The organism is Campylobacter concisus (genome assembly GCF_902460895.1).
Lineage (GTDB): Bacteria > Campylobacterota > Campylobacteria > Campylobacterales > Campylobacteraceae > Campylobacter_A > Campylobacter_A concisus_BC.
In genome coordinates, this window is the sequence record NZ_CABPVL010000003.1 from 127,189 (window position 1) to 142,974 (window position 15,786).

The window sequence follows — 15,786 nt, forward strand, 5'->3', positions numbered from 1 at the left end:
ATTATAAAAATTTTTTAACTATGAAATTTTAGCTTGGCTGTTATAAATTTTGTAAATTTATATTTATTTTATATTAAATTTTCTCAAAAATGGCTTTTAAACTTAAAGTGTAGGACAAATCTGAGTTAATTTGACCCTTTTTATATAATAAAAAAGTGATATTATTAGTAATATAACAATTTAGACAAGCAAATTCCTAAAAATTAGCTTAAATATGAAATATAATTTTCTTTCAAAGAGCGCCATATCAAGTCAAAAACTTAAAGCTTAAAAAAATAAGTAGTCATTAATATTTAAAATCTCAAATACCTATATAATTTCACTCGGTAACAATTTTTTACTAAGGAGAAGCTGTTATGGCAACCAGAAGAGAACATGATTTTATTGGTGAGTTGGAAATTTCTGACAATTTTTACTATGGCATCCAAACATTTAGGGCTACTGAGAACTTCCACATGAGTGGTAGAACATTAAAAGAGTATCCATACTTTGTAAAGGCATTTGCACAGATCAAAAAAGCTGCTGCGCTTGCAAATAAAGAGGTTGGCGTTTTAGATCCAAAGATAGCTGATGCTTTGGCAAAAGCTGCTGATAGAGTAATAGCTGGTGAATTTTTAGATCAATTTGTCGTTGATATGGTTCAAGGCGGCGCAGGAACAAGCACAAATATGAACTCAAATGAGGTCATCACAAATATCGCGCTTGAGAGCCTTGGCCATAAAAAAGGCGAGTATCAATATATCCATCCAAACGATCACACAAACCTTGGACAAAGCACAAATGACACTTATCCAAGCTCTATTAAAGTAGCAACTTATGCAAAGCTTACTGACTTGCTTGCTGCTATGAATTTACTAAAAGATGAGCTTGAGAAAAAAGCAAAAGAATTTAAAGATATCATCAAAATGGGTAGAACAGAGCTTGAAGATGCCGTCCCTACAACACTTGGCAACACTTTTAACGCATTTGCAAGCTACATCAAAAGTGACATCGAAAAGATCACAGCAGCACGCGAAGCTATGACATACCTAAATATGGGCGCAACTGCGATTGGTACAGGTATCAACTGCCACCCAGAGTATAAAAATGTAGTTGTTAAAAAACTAAAAGAGATCACTGGTGTTGATTTCAAAAAAGCAGATGACTTCATCGCTGCCACACAAGATACTGCGGACTTCGTACACGTAAGTGGCGCGCTTAAAACCGCAGCTGTTAGACTTTCTAAAATTGCAAACGACTTAAGACTAATGAACTCAGGCCCAAGATGCGGAATTGGTGAGATAAATTTACCTCAAATGCAACCAGGCAGCTCAATCATGCCAGGTAAGGTAAATCCAGTTATCGCTGAGGTTGTTGGAGAAGCGTGCTATGAGGTTATCGGCAACGACGTAACTATCATGCTTTGCTCTGAAAGAGGCGAATTTGAGCTAAATGCATTTGAGCCAGGCATCGCTTATGCGCTATTTAACTCTATATTTATCCTTGAAAATGCTATGAAAACACTAGCTGAAAAAGCTATCAAAAAACTTACAGCAAACCCTGAGGCTTGCTTAAAATCAGTACTTGGCTCAGTTGGTATCGTAACAGCATTTAACCCATATATCGGTTACGAAAAATCAGCAAGCATCGCCAAAGAAGCTCTTCAAACAGGCAAAGCAGTTGGCGATATCTGCCTAGAGAGAGGCTATCTAAGCAAAGAAGAGATCGATAAGATTTTAGAGCCTAAAAATATGCTAAATCCGAGCATGGTTAAGTAAAAATTTAAGCAAAGTATTATTAAAAGCGTGCCAGAATTCTGACACGCTTAAGTGGTGATTTTAGTAATAAAATTTAATAAAGGAGTTTTCGATGGATATAATGCTGATCTTACAGATTATAGTCCTATTTGGCGGCATCTATCTTGGTGTCAAACTAGGTGGTATGGGCGTTGGCTACGCAGGTGGTCTAGGCGTTGTGATACTCGCTTTACTTGGTATGAAAGTCGATATGAAAGATATCCCTATGGATGTTATCTTGATCATCGCTTCAGTTATCTCAGCGATCACAGCTTTGCAAGTTGCTGGCGGACTTGATTATTTAGTTCAAGTAGCAACAAAAATTTTACGCAAGAATCCAAAACAAATCAACTTCCTTGCTCCGATAGTTACTTACTTTTTAACTATCCTTGCAGGTACTGGACACACTGCGTTTTCTATGATCCCTGTTATCGTTGAGGTTGCAAAAACTCAAAACATCAAACCTTCAGCTCCACTTGCGCTTTCAGTTGTCTCTTCTCAAGTAGCGATCACTGCAAGCCCTATCTCAGCTGCGTTTGTTGCTATGAGCGGTCTATGCGAGAAGCTAGGTGTTAGCTATCCAGTGTTGCTATTTATTTGTATATCAACTACATTTGTTGCGATGATTATCACTGCGTTTATTATCAATAAATTTTACGATCTTGACCTTTCAAAAGATCCTATCTATCAAGATAGACTTGCAAAAGGTTTGGTTGCAGAGATTAAGGATGTCGAGTATCACGAGCCAAAACCATACGCAAAAAGATCAGTTGCGATCTTTGCGGTTGGTGTTTTGATCGTTGTTTGTTATGCGCTATGCATTTCAAAGAGTTTAAATTTAGTAGAAAAACCTATCCTTTCAAGAGATGCAGCTATCATTAGCTTTATGCTAACTATCGGCTTTACAATAGCAGTAGCTTGCAAAGTTGAGACAGGCAAACTTCTATCAACTAGCACTTTCCAAAGCGGTATGAATGCGTGCATCTGCGTTGTTGGTATCGCATGGCTTGGTACAACATTTGTTAATGGACACCTTGACGCTATCAAAGAGGTTGCAAAAGACTTCGTTACTCAGTATCCATTTATCCTAGCTGTTGCGCTTTATTTCTTAAGCTGCTTGCTATACTCACAAGCTGCTACAACAAAGGTTATGATGCCTGCTGTTGCTGCTGCTCTTGGTATGACTAGCCCTGAAAATTCAGGTCAAATTTGGATCCTTGTAGCTTCATTTGCTGCAGTTTCTGGTCTATTTGTATTGCCAACATATCCTACAACACTAGGTGCGATAGCGATGGACGATACAGGAACTACAAGAGTTGGTAAATTTGTATTTAACCACTCATTTTTCATCCCAGGAACTATAATGGTTGCATTATCAGTTATCCTTGGATTTATAGTAGCTCCAGTTCTTATATAAAACTTAAGCCGAGGTCTCTCTCGGCTTTTTTAATTCACTTTAAATTTTCAATTTTTTATATCAAATTCTTAAATAGTATCTCTTCTTAAATTTAAATTTTTCATTTTTATAAATCACGCAAAAATCGCGCTAAAATTTAATCTATCTTAATTTATCATTTTTAAAATTTGCTCTATTTTGATATTTGATCTCACATATCATAAAAAATAAAAACTAAAAAAAATTATTAAATAAAATTTAATTTTACTTTCAACTTTAAATAATAAAATAACAAAAAGTAAAATTTCTTTTAAAGGGAGAAAGATGAGCTTAAATAGACGAGAATTTTTAAAATTCAGTGCAGGAGTTAGCGCAGCTGCATCATCTCTATCAGGTGGTGCTTTGCAAGATGCTGCAAATGGAGGCGAAAAGCACGTTCATAGCTTTTGTGAGATGTGCTCTTCAAGGTGTCCTATCGAAGCAAAAGTCGTTGATGGCAAAGTTCGCTTTTTAAGTGGCAATCCAAAAGCTGGTGGCACGGCAACCTCTCTTTGCGCAAGAGGTGGCTCGGGACTTAGCCAGCTCTATGATGAAAATAGGATCAAAAAGCCGTTAATTAGAGCTGGTGAGAGAGGTGAAAATAAATGGCGTGAGGTTAGCTGGGACGAGGCGCTTGACTATGTCGCCTCAAAGATGCTTGATATCAAGCAAAAGTATGGCCCTGAAAGCTTTGTCTTTACCTGTAAAAGCTCGCAAACGCACAAGCTAATGGTAAATTTTGCCTCAGCTTATGGCTCGCCAAACTGCTTTTCACACTTTTCATGCTGTCCGATCACATATCAAATGGTCTGCGAGCAGATGTATGGCATCGCTAAGCTAAAAAGAGACTTTGCAAATGCAAAATACGTTGTAAATTTTGGTCACAACCTCTTTGAGGGCATCGTCATAGCTGATGCTAAAAAGCTTGCTAAATTTGCAGCTAGCAAGGATACAAAACTACTTGTGCTTGAGCCAAGATTTAGCGTTGTGGCTTCAAAGGCCGATGAGTGGTTACCAGTTAAACCTGGCACCGACCTTGCCTTTGTGCTAGCGCTTATCAACACTTGGATACAAAATGGTACTTACGATAAAGAATTTATAGAAAAATTTACAACTGGCTTTGATGAGATTGTTAAAAGCGTAGAGGGCAAAACGCCTGAATGGCAAGAGACAATCACTGGCATAAAAGCAAGTGATGTTAGACGCATCGCTGATGAAATTTATAAAGCTGCTCCAAGAGTTATTTTTGATTTTGGGCATAAGACAACTACCACAAGAGCTGAATACATGAGGACAAAAGCCATCATGGTTGCAAATGCGATGATGGGCAACTGGGAGGTTAAGGGCGGTCTTTTTGGTGGCAAAAACGCAAAGACCTTTAACAAGCTAGTTGGCGAGGATAAATTCCCAGTTCTTAAAAACCCAGATGAGAAATTTAAAGTGCCAAAAGTCACTAGACTAGACTTCGCTGGCGAGGCTGGAGCGCATAAATTTGTAAGCAGAAAACATGGCGTTTTGATGGATATAGATAACGCTATCTTAAACGAGAAGCCTTACGCCATAAAAGGTTGGTTTAACATCCGCTTTAACCACCTCATAAATGTGGCTGAGACGATGAAGAGCATAGAGGCGATGAAGAAGCTTGAGCTCATCGTAGTAAGCGATGTCTATCTAAACGATATGGCGACCTTTGCTGATGTCATCTTACCTGAGAGCAGCTACCTAGAGCGCGACGAGGGCATAGAGGACAAGTCAGGTCTAAAACCAGCTTATATGATAAGAAATAAAGTCGTTGATCCAGTTGGCGACACGAAGGACGGGGCGTTTATCTTTAGAGAGCTAGCACGCCGCATGAAGATAGACGAGCTTTACACTTGGAACGATATACGTGAGTTTAGGATGCAACAAGCTGGTGGAGATGTAAATTTACTCGCCGCACTAGAAAAAGATGGCTTTATCACGTGGGATGAGCCGGGAATTTTGTTTAGAGAAAAAGGTTTGATCGATAAATTTGTCGCTAAATATCCAGCAGCTGCTAAATTTGTAGGAGAAAATGGCTTGATGGACGATATGGCTAAGCTTAAAACAAAAAGCGGCAAGATAGAGCTATTTTTGCCTGATGTCGAGGCACAGTTTGCAGGGTATGGCGCGCTAAATGACAAAGATATGGACACATTTGACGGACACGAGCTTTGCTTAACCTGTGGCAAAACGCCTGTCCATACTAACGGTCACACCCAAGCAGTGCCATTTTTAAATGACCTTATGAGTGATAGCCCTATCTGGATCAATCCAAACACCGCCAAAAAGCAAAATTTACGTGACGGCGATACGGTTTTGGTCAAAAATAAATTTGGCGAGCAAAAGGGCAAGCTTATGGTGACTGAGGGCATTAGAGAAGATACACTCTTTATCTATCACGGCTTTGGACACATCACGCCAGGCCTTAAGAGCGTAGATCACGTAGGGCTTAACACAAGCGTGCTTCTTGATCCAGCTGAGGGTCCAGTGGCTGCGACTATGGTTACAAATGTTGGCGTTAGCATAAGTAAAGCGTAAGGATAGAAAATGAAAAAATATATGATGATACATGATGAAAATTTATGCATCGGCTGTCAAGGCTGCTCGGTAGCTTGCAGAAGTGCAAACAACGTGCCAAGGGGACTTTACCGCTTGCAGGTGCATGCAAAGATGAGTGGGACATTTCCAAATTTAAAGACTGATTTTTTACGTCAAAGCTGCGTTATGTGCGAAGATGCACCTTGTGTTGAGGTTTGTCCAACTGGCGCTAGCTTTAAAACAGCTGATGGCGTGACACTGCTTGATCACAGAATTTGCGTTAGCTGCAAGTACTGCATCCTAGCCTGTCCATACGACGCTCGCTACGTCTTACCAGATGGCGAGATAGGTAAATGCACATTTTGCTATGAGAGTAGGCTAGAAGAGGGCAAAGATCCAGCTTGTGTTAGCGTCTGCCCTACCAATGCCCTAACTTTTGGCGACGTAAATGATGAAAACTCTAAAATTTCAAAGAAACTAAAAGAGAGCAAATACTACTTGCCAAAAGCGGAGTTAAACACAAAACCTTCACTTGCGATGATCGCAAATACAAAAGGAGCACACCATGAATAACATGTCAGGAAGCCTAGCTCAATACACAGAAATTTACTGGGGCTGGCCGATAGCTTTTTATCTATTTTTAGCAGGACTTAGTGCAGGTGCTAGCATCGTTGCTGTGCTCATCTCAAACAAATTTGGCAAGGATAACTACTACTTTAAAGCAGCTGCTCTTATCGCTCCAGTGGCGATCATCCTTGGACTTGCTCTTTTGGTGCTTGATCTTGGCAAACCGCTTAGCTTTTACTGGATACTCTTGCTTTACAACTTTGACTCAGTTATGTCAATAGGCGTTGCGCTGCTTCTAGTTTATACGCCTCTTAGCGTTATATACGCGCTTGGTGCGTTTAAAAATGAGATTGCGTCACTTAAAATTTCACTTTTTGACACGCTTGCAAATTTAGCTAGCAAGCTTTCAGGGTTGCTTGGAGTTTTGCTTTTCATCTTAGGCATCGGTGTTGGTGCATATACGGGCTTTTTGCTAAGTGCAGCTCACAAGATCGCACTTTGGAACACGCCAGTTTTGCCACTATTATTCTTAGTTTCTGGCTTAAGCTGTGCTGGTGCTTTTACACTGCTTCTTGGCGTGCTAAAAGATGAAAAGAGAGCGCAAAACCAAACTGCACACTTTTTATTAAAATTTGACTTTTTAGCGATAATAGTTGAGTTTTTGCTGATAGTCGCACTTTTCATGGTTGTAAAAGGTGCAAGCGCAAGTGGTGCGCAGAGCGTAGCAAACGCACTTAGCGCAAATTCACTTGGGCTGATGTTTTATATCGGCGTCATAGGTCTTGGTATGGCTGTGCCTATCATTTTAGACTTAAGCGTTTTAAAGGTGCATGATTTCAAACGCGAATTTGCCGTGCTAAACGCTATTTTAGTCATTTGTGGTGTCTTTTTGCTAAGATATTACATAGTCTATGCAGGACAAATTTTTATTTAATACTTAAAAAAGAATTTTAATTTGAAATTTACCTATTAAGTATTACAATAGATAAAAATCTTATTAAAGTTTGTTTTTTAGGAGAGCATTTTGAAGATTTTGCTTTTAGAAGATGATTTGGGGTTTCAAGAGAGCGTCTGTGAGTTTTTGCAGACGCTTGGTTATGAAGTTACGGCGGTGAGCGACGGTCAAGAGGCTTGCGACTTGATAGAGAAAAATTTCTATCACCTTTTTATACTCGACATAAAAGTGCCTGGAGTAAATGGTCACGAGGTCATCAAATATATAAGAAGTCTAAATCCAAACGCTCCTATCATGATAACGACATCTTTAGTTGATATAGATGATATGGCGATTGGCTACGAGCTTGGCTGTAATGAGTATCTAAAAAAGCCATTTGAGCTAGCTGAGCTTAAATTTAGAGTTGCTGAGCTTATGCGAAAGTACTATGGCACTGACGATAAAAACATAGTAAAGATAAATGACGAGTTTAGCTTCAACCTAAATAAACGTGTGCTACTTAAAGATGGCAAGATGGTTGATCTTAGCGCAAAAGAGGTCGCTTTGGTCGAGTGTTTGGTCTCACACTTAAATTCTTACGTCAGCATGGAGGAGCTTAGAGATCTTGTTTGGAACGACAAAGAGATCGAGGGCGCTGATATAAGGATGCACGTTTTAAAGATAAGAAACAAGACAAACAATAACTTCATCATCTCAAAGAGGCGCATAGGCTACAAGATAGATGCACAAGAGCTTTAAGATCCAGATCATAGCGACATTTGTCATAATGTCGCTCTTTTGCTTTCAAAGCTTTGTGATCTTAAATTTAAGTCAGAAAAATAGCAGCTCAAAAGCCCTTTTTGGTGCTATGAAGCATGAAACTATCATCAAAAATGCATTTCTCAAAAACGAAAATATAGCTAGCTCATTAAAGTATAAATTTGCTATCTACGACGTAAATTTTAAACCAGTCATCTCAACCCTTAGCAAAGAGCCAAGTAGCTTTAAATTTGTAACCCTAGAAGAGGGCGGGTATCTCTTTTACAAGAGCTTTTTTATAAAAGATAAGACCCCTTACTACATCGTCGTAGAAAAGGAGCTTGATAACAAAAAGAGCCTCTTTTTAACAGCTATCATGCTGCTTGTTATCCTTGTGGCGGTGCTATTTATCGTATATTTTTTATATTTAAGCAGTGTTAAACCTTACAAAGAGTTTCAAAAGTATATGAACAACTTCTTTAACGACGCCATGCACGAGCTAAAGACCCCACTTGGTGTGGCTGGTATGAACCTTGAGATGCTTGGACTTGAAAACAAGTATATAACTCGCATCAAAAACGCCCTAAAACAGATGCAAATAACCTACGAAGATGTCGAGTACTTCATAAAGCGAGGTTACATCAAATTTCCACTTGAGAGGTTAAATTTAGGCGAATACGTTAAAGAGCGAGTGAAATTTCTTTCAAGCGTGGCTGATGTCAAGCACATCGTAGTAAAGACAAATTTAGCAAGCGAGGCATTTACTATGCTAAGCAAGGTCGAAGCTCAGCGCATCATCGATAACACCATCACAAACGCCATAAAATACAGCCCAAAAGAGAGCGAGATAATAGTAAATTTAGAGCTTGAAGATGAGCGCATAAATCTTAGCGTGCAGGACTTTGGCAAGGGGATAAAGGACGTAAAAAGGGTCTGGAAGCGCTACGTCAGAGAGGATGAAATCCAAGGCGGTTTTGGCCTTGGGCTAAATATCGTCAGCGAAATTTGCCAAAAACATGACATTTTATATGGCGTCGATAGCGTTTATAATGAAGGCAGCACCTTTTACTATAAATTTAAACGAGCTTAGATTAAGTATAAAAGCGTAAAATGAAGCCTTAAATTTAGAAGGAAAAACTTTGGATAGAATCGTTGAAATCGAAAAAGTAAGCTTTGAAAATGACTTTGAAGTTTCGCTTAGACCGACCAAATTTGAAGACTATATCGGTCAAGAAAAGATAAAACAAAATTTAGACGTCTTTATAAAAGCAGCCAAAAAGCGAAATGAGTGCCTAGATCATGTGCTATTTTACGGCCCTCCAGGACTTGGTAAGACGACCCTCGCTCACATCATCGCAAACGAAATGGGTGTAAGCATCAAAATGACTGCAGCGCCGATGATAGAAAAGAGCGGCGATCTTGCAGCGATCCTTACAAATTTACAAGAGGGCGACGTGCTTTTTATCGACGAGATCCACCGCCTAAGCCCAGCTATCGAAGAGGTGCTCTATCCTGCGATGGAGGACTTTAGGCTAGACATCATCATAGGCTCAGGACCAGCTGCCCAGACTATCAAGATAGACCTGCCAAAATTTACGCTAATAGGTGCAACGACGCGTGCTGGCATGATCTCAGCGCCTTTAAGAGACCGCTTTGGGATGGACTTTAGGCTGCAGTTTTACACAAGCAGCGAGCTAAGCCGTATCGTGCAGATAGCCTCTGCCAAGCTTGGCAAAGAGTGCGATAAAAACGCCTCGCTTGAGATCGCCAAACGCTCACGTGCCACGCCTAGGATCGCTCTTAGACTACTAAAGAGGATTCGCGACTTTGCCGAGGTAAATGACGAGCTAATCATCAGCCACGAGCGCGCAAAAGAGGGGCTTAACGCACTTGGGGTAAATTCGCTTGGATTTGACGAGATGGATATTAGGTATTTAGAAATTTTGATGCAAGCAAGGCGCCGTCCTATGGGGCTTAGCACGATCGCAGCGGCTCTTAGCGAGGACGAGGGCACGGTTGAGGACGTCATCGAGCCATATCTACTTGCAAATGGCTTTATCGAGCGCACCGCAAAGGGCAGGATCGCAAGTGCGAAGTGTTTTGAGACCTTTAATGTCAAGATCGACATCGAAAAAGGGCTTTTTGAGTAGAGAAATTTAAATTTGGAGCAAAAATGGGCGAGCCACATCTTTGTCCTAAGTGCAAGCAAAGGACGATTTACTTTGACGGGATTTGTTATGAGTGCAGGCAAAAAGAGAAGCTGGAGTTTTACGAGGACTTAAGCGAAGATGAGATCAAAAAGAGGCAGAAAGATATCCTCGCTCGCATTGACGAGCTATATAAATATGATGAAATTTACAGCGACCTCACATATATTTTTTATCTGCATGGCATTTGCGACGAGCAGATCATCGAAGAAGTGACAAAAAACAGCGGGTACTACCCACCTGAAATTTACAAAAAGGCTTCAATAAAGATCAGAGATGAGCTTATAAAGAGGCTTTCAAGCGAAGAAAATATAGTCAAGCTAAATCACATCCTATCAGCGCTTGCCTGGCAGGGCGATGAAGTGGTGAGGGAGCTATTTTTTAAACTCTATAAAGCGCCAAAGCCTTGGAGAGCAAAGCTTCACGTTGATATGGATGGATACGCGCAGGTTGCAGGCTGGAGCTTTGATAGCAGTGGTAAGAGAAGAAGCCTAGTTTTTGATAGGTGCTTTACCTGCCAGCCATGCCAAAGCGCAGAGGCAAGCGTTAAATTTAAAGCAGCAAATGATGAAAAATGTAAATTTTGTAGCGGCGAGATGCTAGAATTTGTCATCAAAAAAGAGAGCCTAAAGCGACTTGGGCTAGAGCTTAAAAACGACGCTGTGCTTAAATTTTGTCCGACATGCGTGGGCTTGGTGCAGTACTTTTGCCAAAATGACGGCAAAAACGTGCAAACAGAGGTAGTGGGCGAGGGCGAGAGCGAAGACTATGTAAGAGAGGCTGTGGCAACGCTTGATGGGCAAAATTTCGAGCTAGCCAGCGAGGTTTGCGCTCACTACTCATATATGATAGATAGTGAAATTTTGCTTGGCGGATATCCGCAGTGGCAGCAAGATGCGGAGCATTTGCATTGCCCAAAATGTGGTAAAAGCATGAGATATCTAGTACAAATTCCTTTTGGTGACTTGATAGACGGCGAGGGCACGATCTATATGCAAATTTGTGATGAGTGCGAGGTCGTCGGAGCAAATTTTCAGTGCACGTAAAAGGTTAAATTTATAGAAGCTTTTGAGCTAGAAAATTTACGTAAGGCATAAATTTATCTAAATTTACTAAGCATCAGTGCCACGCTAAAATGCCAAAAGCCCACTCTTTACAAATTTGGCGCCAAAGCGTTTTAGCAAATTTGGCAAGCAGATGAATAGTTTTTATAAATTTGCTATAATTACTCCATTTTAAGGGAGCGAGATGAATAGTAGGTTGTTTTTTGGAATTTTTGTGGTTTTTGCTTTGGCTTTGGTGGTCTATCTTTTTAAACCATTTTTACTTGACATTTTTATCGCAGCGCTGCTCGCGGTGGCTGTTGCAAACGTGCAGATCGCATTTTTAACGCTTACTAAAAACCGCAAAACGCTCTCGTCAGGTCTTACGACATTTGCGCTTCTTTGTTTATTTATCGCGCCACTTCTTTACGCAGTCGTAGAGATCGCAAAATACGCAGCTGGCTTTGATATAAACAACGTCACAAAGACCATTGAATTTATCAAAAACTACGACTTTAGCCTGCCAGAGTCGATAAATTTCTTAGAGCCAAAGATCAAGGAATTTATAGGCGGACTTGATATTAAGATGCTATTTTCGCAAGTCGCTGCTAATCTTGCAAATTTAGGCAAGCTAAGCCTTAAATTTGGCGTTGATATGATCATCATTCTGGTCTTTTTCTTCTTTTGCAACCTTTACGGCAACGAGCTTATAAACTACCTAAAAGAGGCGCTTCCGCTTAAAAAAGAGGATACTGAGTCGATACTAAGCGAGGTTGGCAACGTGATGGGCGTCGTTTTTTACTCAACCATCGCAAATATGATTATTCAGGGCTTTTTATTTGCCATTATCACCAGTTTTTACGGCTATGACGGCGTGCTAACTGGCATCTTTTTTAGCTTCGCCTCACTCATCCCAGTCGTTGGCGGCTTTTTGGCGTGGGCGCCTATTAGTATTTATGAGTTTGCAAATGGCAACACAGCAGCCGCTATCACGATTGCACTTTACACCATCATCGTGATCTCATTTGGCGCTGATACGCTGCTAAAGCCGCTTGTCATTAAATTTATAAACTCAAAATTAGTCAAGATACCAACAAAGATAAACGAGCTACTCATCTTTTTTGCGATGATCGCTGGTATAACGACGTTTGGCTTCTGGGGCGTGATCCTCGGACCTGCGATCGTGACATTTTTTATCTCAACCATCAAGCTTTACACGATTTTGCGAGAGAGAAATTTCGTATAAAATAGGGGCAAAAATGATATATGAAGATAAATTTATAAGAGTTGAGCGCGAAGAGAACGAGCTTCCGTGGGTGAAAATTTTTAGCGCAAAGCCATATAGGGAGCTAAGTGACTGCGATGAGGCGAGTAGAGCTAGGCTTTTTGAGGCGATGCTGGTGGCTGAAAAGGCGATGCTTGAGTTTTATAAACCAACTAAGATAAACATCGCGAGCTTTGGAAACTACGTGCCACACGTGCATATTCACGTCATTGCGAGATTTGAAAATGATGCATTTTTCCCAGATAGCGTTTGGGCTAGCCCCAAAAGAAAAAGCGAGCTTGAGCTGCCTAAATTTGATGAGTTTGCTAAATTTTTAGAAAAAAAACTAAGGCTTAGTTTTGAGTAAATACAAAAAATATTTTAATATCTATATCGTTTTAGTCGTTTTTGCGCTACTTGGCAGCCTATTTTACTTTCTTTACAGCTCATACATGGCTGAAAAAAAGCAAAACAATATGCGCGTCTTTTTTGACTACCACGTAAAGCAGCTAAACAAAAGCATCGACGATGAGAAATTTTCATCAATGGCGATCTCGATCCTGCTTGCTCAAAATGAGTCTATACAGATGTGTTTGCTGGGTCAAAACCGCGATGAGTGCGTAAAAAACATCGAAAATTTGACCAAAACTCTTGGCGCAGCGTCGATGTATAACAACATCAAGCTTCATCTTTACGACAAAGATCTAAAAAGCTACGTAAGAAGCTGGGATCTAAACAGATATGGCGATATGATCGCTAGTGGTAGGTTTTTAGTCCAAGAGTCAAGGCGTCAAGATAGACCCATGGTTGGCATCGAGGCATGGTATGCTGGAGTGCATATAAGGGCTGTTTCAAATGTGATGCATGAGGGTAAAAACATCGGTAGCATCGAGGTTTTGCTAAACTACGACTCACTTGGAAATTTTTATAAAACGCAAGGCATAGACCTTTTCGTGCTCCTATCAAAAGATAAGATGCCAGCACACAAAAGCGCGCCGAGTGATCAAATTTTAAGGGATTATTACATCGAAAATTTGAGCAGTGCAAATTTAAATATAGTTGGAATTTTGCGTGACATAGACCTTAAAAAGTATGAATTTTACGTATATAAGACACACTATTTTTGCGTTGTGCCGCTACTTGATGCTAGCAACACGCAGATAGGCTACTACGTCCTTCATGTAAATGCCGACGAAAAAGAGCGAAATATCTCGCAAAACTATCTTGAATCAGAAGAGCTTTTTTAAATTTAAAAAGTATGCTCTAGCGCTTTGGTGTTGATAGAGCTTTTTGCAGAGTTTTTATGGGCTACTTTTAAATTTGGAGTATAAATTTAACCCTGATACGAAAACTCTTCGCTTGGGAAAATTTTGTTTTTTACTTCGTTAGCGTAGCTTTGCACGCCTTTTCGCACAAGAGTGGCTCCGTCAAGATAGCGCTTGACAAATTTTGGCTTAAAGTCCTCGAAAAATCCCAACATATCAGACCAAACAAGCACTTGCCCATCGACATCCGCCCCAGAGCCTATACCAACAACTGGCACACGAACCTGCCTTGTTATCTCGCTTGCCACGTTGCTAAGCGTGCCCTCAAGCAGTATGCTAAATGCGCCAGCTTGCTCAAACGCCAAAGCCTCATCAACTAGCCTTTTTGCCTCAAGCTCGCTTCTGCCTTTTATCTTATATCCGCCCTCAAATTTAAAAAACTGCGGCTTTAGTCCGATGTGAGCCATCACGTTTATGCCCTCTTCGCAGAGGCGTTTTACTAAATTTACCTGATGCATGCCAACTTCAAGCTTCACTGCATCGGCATTTGTCTGCTTAAAAAATTTCATCGCATTTTTGATCGCTTGTTTTTCATTTGTGTAGCTGCCAAATGGCATATCAGCTAAGATAAAAGTCTTTTTAGTCCCGGCGCAAACGGCCTTTGTGTGATAAAGCATGGTGTTCATATCAGCACTTAGCGTGCTCTCTTTCATGTTAAAGCTCATATTTAAGCTATCGCCAACAAGGATAACATCAGCATAATCATCAAAAATCTTCGCAAATAGCGCATCATAGGCGGTTATCATCACGATAGGCTCGACGCCTTTTTTGTTTTTTATATCATTTATAGTGAGTTTTTTCTTTGCGATTGTTTCATCTTTCATGGCTAAGTCCGGTAAAATTTGTGATAATGCTAACAATTTTATCAAAAATTTGCTACAATTACGCCAATTTCTTAAGGACATGAAAATGGGTATATTAAAAAGGCTTGAAGTCGATTATTCTTATGATATAGTTGAGGAGTTTCTCTCTCACTACACTTTGATGTGCGATTTACTAGAGCCTTTGATAATAAATTTAGGAAGAGCTGACAAGTATAAGGAGAGCATTTTAGAGCTTTCTAGGATCTTTCACAATATCAAATCAGCGGCAGGTTTTATGCATCTTGATCCGATCTTGAAACTAACGACTTTGGCTGAAGAGGTCACTCAAGAGGCTAGAAGCTTAAAAGGTCCAGCAAATGATAAATTTATAGATTGGTTGCTGCTCATTAGCGATCAGTTTCATAAATACAAAGGCGACGTCGAGAAAGACCTAGAGTATTTTAGCGTCCTTGAGCCAAAGATCATTGACGTACCTGCAAAGCTTGACTAAACAATCCAACTAAACCATTTCATTTTTTATGGGAGCGACTTGGCTTCGACAGGAGCAGAGTGTGTACGGTGGCACGTCGCTTTGAGCAAAGCGTAAAAAGCTCAAATTAAATTTAAACGCAAACAACGTTAATTTCGCTCCTGCTTACGCTAAAGCTGCGTAAGTTCAGTTGAGCCTCGCTTTGTCTCATTCTAGCTAGGATGTAAGCGAGTAATTTAGCTAGAGTAGGCCAGCAAAGTGACTGCTTGCTAGCTGAAATTTTAGTCTTAGTCTAAATTTTGGTTTTGGAAAGTGAGCCTTTTTAGATGAAATTTTCACTTTTGCTAAGCGTGTAGAGGCTGTATGGATTTTGCTTTTGGACAGGGGTTCGATCCCCCTCGCTTCCACCATCTACTTTAAATTTCTCTCAATTTTACTTACTTTTTAAAATAATATAAACTAAAATAACACAACTCATATAAACAAAGGAGAGGGATATGTTTTGGGAATTTGATTGTGTTTGTGAATTTAACGAAGGCTTTGCTGCTGTTCAAAAAGATGGCAAATGGGGATATATAAACACCAAAGGTGAGCAGATCGTAGAGTGTAAATTTGATGACGCTTA

General features: G+C 40.1%; 15 protein-coding genes and 1 other RNA gene. 15 read left to right on the plus strand and 1 reads right to left on the minus strand.

Going from position 1 to position 15,786, the window contains the following annotated elements; all coding sequences use genetic code 11:
• Positions 1 to 356: 356 nt before the first annotated feature.
• The 12 genes from F3G98_RS06430 (at position 357) to F3G98_RS06485 (ending at position 13,790) form a co-directional block, all read left to right on the plus strand.
• The gene (locus tag F3G98_RS06430) at positions 357 to 1,757 is read left to right on the plus strand and encodes an aspartate ammonia-lyase (protein ID WP_103608651.1); all 1,401 of its coding nucleotides are present in this window, start codon (positions 357 to 359) and stop codon (positions 1,755 to 1,757) included.
• 91 nt (positions 1,758 to 1,848) lie between these two features.
• Positions 1,849 to 3,192, plus strand: a complete 1,344-nt coding sequence (locus F3G98_RS06435) for an anaerobic C4-dicarboxylate transporter (RefSeq protein WP_103608652.1) — start codon at positions 1,849 to 1,851, stop codon at positions 3,190 to 3,192.
• Between the two features lie 303 nt (positions 3,193 to 3,495).
• Positions 3,496 to 5,769 carry a thiosulfate reductase PhsA gene (gene phsA / locus F3G98_RS06440; RefSeq protein WP_103608653.1) on the plus strand — a complete coding sequence of 758 codons (2,274 nt, stop codon included), beginning with the start codon at positions 3,496 to 3,498 and terminating at the stop codon, positions 5,767 to 5,769.
• A 9-nt stretch (positions 5,770 to 5,778) separates the two neighbouring features.
• Entirely contained in the window at positions 5,779 to 6,342 is a 564-nt protein-coding gene (locus F3G98_RS06445; RefSeq protein WP_009294242.1) for a 4Fe-4S dicluster domain-containing protein, read from the plus strand.
• Positions 6,335 to 7,270: an NrfD/PsrC family molybdoenzyme membrane anchor subunit gene (gene nrfD / locus F3G98_RS06450; protein ID WP_103608654.1), complete on the plus strand. Its 936-nt coding sequence runs from the start codon at positions 6,335 to 6,337 to the stop codon at positions 7,268 to 7,270. The genes F3G98_RS06445 and nrfD overlap by 8 nt, the downstream gene beginning before the upstream one ends.
• A gap of 90 nt (positions 7,271 to 7,360) precedes the next feature.
• Positions 7,361 to 8,029, plus strand: a complete 669-nt coding sequence (locus F3G98_RS06455; RefSeq protein ID WP_009294240.1) for a response regulator transcription factor — start codon at positions 7,361 to 7,363, stop codon at positions 8,027 to 8,029.
• A complete protein-coding gene (locus F3G98_RS06460; RefSeq protein WP_103608655.1) occupies positions 8,013 to 9,119 on the plus strand; it encodes a sensor histidine kinase in 1,107 nt (368 codons plus the stop codon). The genes F3G98_RS06455 and F3G98_RS06460 overlap by 17 nt, the downstream gene beginning before the upstream one ends.
• A gap of 49 nt (positions 9,120 to 9,168) precedes the next feature.
• Positions 9,169 to 10,179 (plus strand): Holliday junction branch migration DNA helicase RuvB, encoded by a 1,011-nt coding sequence (gene ruvB, locus F3G98_RS06465; RefSeq protein WP_009294236.1) that lies wholly within the window; start codon positions 9,169 to 9,171, stop codon positions 10,177 to 10,179.
• Positions 10,180 to 10,202: 23 nt separating this feature from the next.
• Positions 10,203 to 11,282: a cytochrome C gene (locus F3G98_RS06470; RefSeq protein WP_103608656.1), complete on the plus strand. Its 1,080-nt coding sequence runs from the start codon at positions 10,203 to 10,205 to the stop codon at positions 11,280 to 11,282.
• Between the two features lie 202 nt (positions 11,283 to 11,484).
• The gene (locus tag F3G98_RS06475) at positions 11,485 to 12,525 is read left to right on the plus strand and encodes an AI-2E family transporter (RefSeq protein ID WP_149725914.1); all 1,041 of its coding nucleotides are present in this window, start codon (positions 11,485 to 11,487) and stop codon (positions 12,523 to 12,525) included.
• 13 nt (positions 12,526 to 12,538) lie between these two features.
• Positions 12,539 to 12,910: an HIT family protein gene (locus tag F3G98_RS06480; RefSeq protein WP_103573667.1), complete on the plus strand. Its 372-nt coding sequence runs from the start codon at positions 12,539 to 12,541 to the stop codon at positions 12,908 to 12,910.
• Positions 12,903 to 13,790: a cache domain-containing protein gene (locus tag F3G98_RS06485; protein WP_021093479.1), complete on the plus strand. Its 888-nt coding sequence runs from the start codon at positions 12,903 to 12,905 to the stop codon at positions 13,788 to 13,790. The genes F3G98_RS06480 and F3G98_RS06485 overlap by 8 nt, the downstream gene beginning before the upstream one ends.
• A gap of 86 nt (positions 13,791 to 13,876) precedes the next feature.
• Here F3G98_RS06485 and panB read toward each other — a convergent pair whose 3' ends face one another.
• Entirely contained in the window at positions 13,877 to 14,692 is an 816-nt protein-coding gene (gene panB / locus F3G98_RS06490; protein WP_149725915.1) for a 3-methyl-2-oxobutanoate hydroxymethyltransferase, read from the minus strand.
• A gap of 85 nt (positions 14,693 to 14,777) precedes the next feature.
• Between panB and F3G98_RS06495 the strand changes: the two genes are divergently transcribed.
• The 3 genes from F3G98_RS06495 to F3G98_RS11120 form a co-directional block, all read left to right on the plus strand.
• The gene (locus F3G98_RS06495) at positions 14,778 to 15,182 is read left to right on the plus strand and encodes a hypothetical protein (RefSeq protein ID WP_004317574.1); all 405 of its coding nucleotides are present in this window, start codon (positions 14,778 to 14,780) and stop codon (positions 15,180 to 15,182) included.
• A 30-nt stretch (positions 15,183 to 15,212) separates the two neighbouring features.
• Positions 15,213 to 15,571, plus strand: a transfer-messenger RNA (tmRNA) gene (ssrA, locus tag F3G98_RS06500).
• Between the two features lie 87 nt (positions 15,572 to 15,658).
• Positions 15,659 to 15,786, plus strand: a 128-nt coding sequence (locus F3G98_RS11120; protein WP_149725925.1) for a WG repeat-containing protein, incomplete at its 3' end; no start/stop codon positions are given.

What these genes read in the sequence shown, in the direction of transcription:
- F3G98_RS06460 (WP_103608655.1), top strand. Translation starts at nt 8,013, where the DNA reads ATGCACAAGAGCTTTAAGATCCAGATCATAGCGACATTTGTCATAATG.
- F3G98_RS06480 (WP_103573667.1), top strand. Translation starts at nt 12,539, where the DNA reads ATGATATATGAAGATAAATTTATAAGAGTTGAGCGCGAAGAGAACGAG.
- phsA (WP_103608653.1), top strand. Translation starts at nt 3,496, where the DNA reads ATGAGCTTAAATAGACGAGAATTTTTAAAATTCAGTGCAGGAGTTAGC.
- F3G98_RS06470 (WP_103608656.1), top strand. Translation starts at nt 10,203, where the DNA reads ATGGGCGAGCCACATCTTTGTCCTAAGTGCAAGCAAAGGACGATTTAC.
- F3G98_RS06495 (WP_004317574.1), top strand. Translation starts at nt 14,778, where the DNA reads ATGGGTATATTAAAAAGGCTTGAAGTCGATTATTCTTATGATATAGTT.
- F3G98_RS06435 (WP_103608652.1), top strand. Translation starts at nt 1,849, where the DNA reads ATGGATATAATGCTGATCTTACAGATTATAGTCCTATTTGGCGGCATC.
- panB (WP_149725915.1), bottom strand. Translation starts at nt 14,692, where the DNA reads ATGAAAGATGAAACAATCGCAAAGAAAAAACTCACTATAAATGATATA.
- nrfD (WP_103608654.1), top strand. Translation starts at nt 6,335, where the DNA reads ATGAATAACATGTCAGGAAGCCTAGCTCAATACACAGAAATTTACTGG.
- F3G98_RS06445 (WP_009294242.1), top strand. Translation starts at nt 5,779, where the DNA reads ATGAAAAAATATATGATGATACATGATGAAAATTTATGCATCGGCTGT.
- F3G98_RS06430 (WP_103608651.1), top strand. Translation starts at nt 357, where the DNA reads ATGGCAACCAGAAGAGAACATGATTTTATTGGTGAGTTGGAAATTTCT.
- F3G98_RS06475 (WP_149725914.1), top strand. Translation starts at nt 11,485, where the DNA reads ATGAATAGTAGGTTGTTTTTTGGAATTTTTGTGGTTTTTGCTTTGGCT.